General features: G+C 55.2%; 4 protein-coding genes. All 4 read right to left on the reverse strand.

All coding sequences use genetic code 11. The features are described 5' to 3' along the window. Nucleotides 1–137: 137 nt before the first annotated feature. Nucleotides 138–1,253: an SIS domain-containing protein gene (locus AB5202_RS09820; RefSeq protein ID WP_368144647.1), complete on the reverse strand. Its 1,116-nt coding sequence runs from the start codon at nucleotides 1,251–1,253 to the stop codon at nucleotides 138–140. 193 nt (nucleotides 1,254–1,446) lie between these two features. Then, nucleotides 1,447–2,160 carry a GntR family transcriptional regulator gene (locus AB5202_RS09825; protein ID WP_368144649.1) on the reverse strand — a complete coding sequence of 238 codons (714 nt, stop codon included), beginning with the start codon at nucleotides 2,158–2,160 and terminating at the stop codon, nucleotides 1,447–1,449. Then, a complete protein-coding gene (locus tag AB5202_RS09830) occupies nucleotides 2,145–2,912 on the reverse strand; it encodes a GntR family transcriptional regulator (protein WP_368144650.1) in 768 nt (255 codons plus the stop codon). The genes AB5202_RS09825 and AB5202_RS09830 overlap by 16 nt, the downstream gene beginning before the upstream one ends. Nucleotides 2,913–2,950: 38 nt before the next feature. Further along, nucleotides 2,951–3,439, reverse strand: a complete 489-nt coding sequence (locus AB5202_RS09835; RefSeq protein ID WP_195622386.1) for a hypothetical protein — start codon at nucleotides 3,437–3,439, stop codon at nucleotides 2,951–2,953. Between the last annotated feature and the right edge of the window lie 128 nt (nucleotides 3,440–3,567).

The raw sequence follows: 3,567 nt of genomic DNA on the forward strand, positions 1-3,567 counted from the left end.
TCGTAGAGCGCCTTGCCGTCCTCGAGGTAGCCCTCCTGGTCGAAATGCATGATCTCGATCTTCTCGGTTTCCTTCATTTGTCTCTCCTTTCTGGGGTTGTCTCCACATCCCCCATGCCAACGGGCATCAAAGCCCGCTTACATTCCGTAACACTCAGCCGCTTTGGCTTTAAGCGCATTGACTGACTCTTCGTAGCCCTCTGCCTTGACCTCCATTTGCTTGGAGACGGCATCGAGATACGGGTGCACGTCCCATGACTTCAGACGCTCGGCGATCATTGCCGCAATCGTCTGGAAGAACACAAGATTGGGAATCGCGCTGAGCAGCGGAGCCACCTGAGGCACCGCAACCTCGTGAGCCCTACCCCTGGGATGGGCCGTGAGCAGCACCGTTTTTGTCGTAACGTTCGATAGCGCATCGGCGATATTCGCAAGACGCTCCGACCCTTGTGGATCGTCGACGATAAACACCAGGTAGCCTGGGGTTATCTGCATCTCGGGACCGTGAACGAACTCCTCGCCCTCGTGATGCATGGCAGGAATCTTGATGGTCTCGTTCAGCTTGAGGGCCGCCTCTTCGGCAACGCCATAGTTGGGGCCGTTGCCGACGACCATGGCGGGCATGTGCTCAGAAAGCTCGAGCATGTGGTCTTGGACATATGCCTCGGCGGTCTTGCACATCACGGCATTGCCCTGGATAGCCTCGCGCAGGTCGTCAAGACGCTGGGCAACGCCCTCGGCGTCAATCGTTCCGCGCGCTTGACCGCCGTAAATACCAAAGAGCACCAGGTACTCAACGAGAACCTCGACGCCCAGAGTCACAAAGTCCACCGACTCGACGCCCACGCCGTAGTCGAGAACGATATCAGCGTGTTCCTTAATAGGCGCTTCGACGTTTGCCGTGAGCGCAACTGCAGGCATATCGTGAGCGCGCATGTAATCGAGCGCCGCGATCGTGTTGGTCGAGTAGCCGCTCTGAGAGACGGCGATGTTGAGCACATGCTGCGGATAGGTGTGCTCAAAATCGACGAAGGCCTCGGGCGTCACAACGGACACCTGCATCTGCAGCGCATCCTGCAGGTAATCGCGGGCGCAATCGGTGGCATGGCGCGACGAACCCGAAGCAACGATGCGCAGTGCGCTAAAGGAACCAGACTGGAAAATATCTACGAGCTGGCATACAAGCTCAGACGAACGCTCAAGGTTCTCACCCATACGCACGTGGGCGAGTTGAACGTAATCGAGCATTTTCATCGTCTCACCTCGTAACAAATCATTAGTATTTGATACCAATCACAGTTACAGGTTACGTCTTTTTGATACCTCTTTGTCGATTAATTTATCCCCATCGGCGAACGGTCGATTTTGAGCCATGTAAGGTTGTATATACGGCTGACCCAACGATCAAAACTGGTTAGCTTCCCAGCCGTTATTCACAAAACACCAGCTAGTACGTATAGGTATATCCACCCGCATCACCGCGGTTAAACGACTTGACGTATTCGATTGCCTGCCCGCTTGCATCGAAGCTCACGCACTCCAGCGTCAAGGCAAGATCGCCCTGCTCCAGTCCAAGCAGACCGGCATCTCGCGCGCCCAGCGCTTCGATATCGAGCTTTTCCTGTGCCATGACCGGCTTTCGGCCCAGCATCTCATAGGTCTCGTACAAACTGAAAACCGACACGTCGATCTCTTCGATTGTTGGGAACAGCAGGCAGGGAATCAGCGCCATCTCAATCGATACGGGATCGCCGTTAATGCAGTTCAAACGTCGAATGGAATAGAGCAGGTCGTCCTCGGCAATACCAAATAGGTCAGCGTAGTATGGCCCCGCATAACGCTTGGAGCGCGCCAGAATGCGGACGGACGGTTCGCCGCCCGAGGCGCGAACCGATTCACGGAAGCCGCCCGTACGCTCAAACGTAACGGGCACCTTCTGTGCCACGAAGGCACCCTTTCCGCGGACACGGCGAATCTGGCCGCGACGAACTAGCTCGTCCACGGCACTCCGGATAGTCAGGCGTGTCGTGCCAAACTCCTCGGCAAGCTCATTTTCGGACGGAATCATCGAACCCGTAGGGTATATTCCGCGCTCGATACGCTCTTCAATGCGACGTCGAATGCGTATATAAACCGGGGTGGCATCTACTGTTTCAGCCATTGTTCACCTGCCACGCTCCTCATGCCGTTCTTTTCACCGTTGTCGGCAAAGCGGAACTTTGTAGGCAAAATCACCGATTTACAATGCTCCACAAAACGCATGTCCTTATCGAACTCAATCGAGCTCTGATAGAAAACAGGCGTCCCCTCGTCCTGCTGAAGCAGTTCGGCCTCTTCGGCATTCAGGCGCGAAATCGAAACATGTTCACACCCATGCTCCACGCGCACGCCGCCTTCTTGAAGCAAAACATCGTACAGGCTTTCTTGCGTATAGTCGTGATTGGGAAGCGATGGACACAGGGACAGGTTAACGTGAGCCGTCTCGATTGATGCCGGCTCGCCCTCAATAAGTCGAACGCGCTGCATGCGAAGCAAAGGAGCGTCTACGGCAACCCCAAGCTTGTCGGCAAGTGTCTCATCCGCCTCGAGAGTCTCGGTGGAAACCAAGCGAGAAGAGGGGTGCAAGCCTGCAGTCCGCACGGCATCGGAAAAGTTATACGTCTCCTGGAAGATATTGAGCGGTTTGGGAGGACACACATACGTACCCGATCCGCGGCGGCTTTCGAGCGTTCCGCACGAAATGAGCCGCATAATACCGGCGCGCAACGCCGTACGCGAAACGCCAATCTCTTCACACAGCACGCGCTCGGCCGGCAGACGATCGCCGCCGCCGAGCTGATAGTGCTGGATATACCAAAGAATTCCCTCAACAGCACGATCTTTGGGGGGAATTGCATAAGATTCGCCTGCCATTGCACAGACTCCTCATTCAGAAACGTATGCCGCCAAAATTAGGCCAGCCCTCCCATGGCATCAAATTCGGCCTTAATCTTCTCGGCGACATTCCGATACGACTTATATAGACTTGAATCGCGTTTGACTTCGTCGGTCATAACAGGAATCTCTAATTTGGAAACCTCGTCTTTTCCCGTCTGAACCGCCACAACAACGCCCATACCAAGACACATATTACGCTTGGCAGCGTTCATTTTTGCCGCCTTAGCGGGATTTGCCAGGATACGCTGGGCAAATTCCTGTTTTGAGACCGCTTCCTCGGCCTCTGGATCGCCCGCTTCGGCCACTTCGCACTGCAGCACATCCGCATAGTCAAAAATCTTCGGCTCGCCGCCGCGCTGATGCACGGCCCACTTGCGGCGCGTGGCATCCTGGTAGATAGCCGGCAAAAACGTAAACCGCGGCGGGTCCAAAATCGTATCCGTGATGGTAAACACATCGGGATCAAAGGCATCCTGCGGGTTTTTCTTCTTGAACAGCCCCATATCAGCCTCCCGTACTAGCATTAAACAACTCAAGCTGAATATAGCACCAATTTCAAGCTCATGCTTTAGCGTGTCGGTGCGTGGCATCTATAGCTCGCTCAGCGGGGTAATACGGGCCGGGGCCGGGG

This window comes from Collinsella aerofaciens (genome assembly GCF_040915545.1).
Lineage (GTDB): Bacteria > Actinomycetota > Coriobacteriia > Coriobacteriales > Coriobacteriaceae > Collinsella > Collinsella aerofaciens_BE.

Excerpts from the sequence above, each read along its gene's own strand:
- AB5202_RS09820 (WP_368144647.1), bottom strand. The coding sequence starts at position 1,253 with ATGAAAATGCTCGATTACGTTCAACTCGCCCACGTGCGTATGGGTGAG.
- AB5202_RS09835 (WP_195622386.1), bottom strand. The coding sequence starts at position 3,439 with ATGGGGCTGTTCAAGAAGAAAAACCCGCAGGATGCCTTTGATCCCGAT.
- AB5202_RS09825 (WP_368144649.1), bottom strand. The coding sequence starts at position 2,160 with ATGGCTGAAACAGTAGATGCCACCCCGGTTTATATACGCATTCGACGT.
- AB5202_RS09830 (WP_368144650.1), bottom strand. The coding sequence starts at position 2,912 with ATGGCAGGCGAATCTTATGCAATTCCCCCCAAAGATCGTGCTGTTGAG.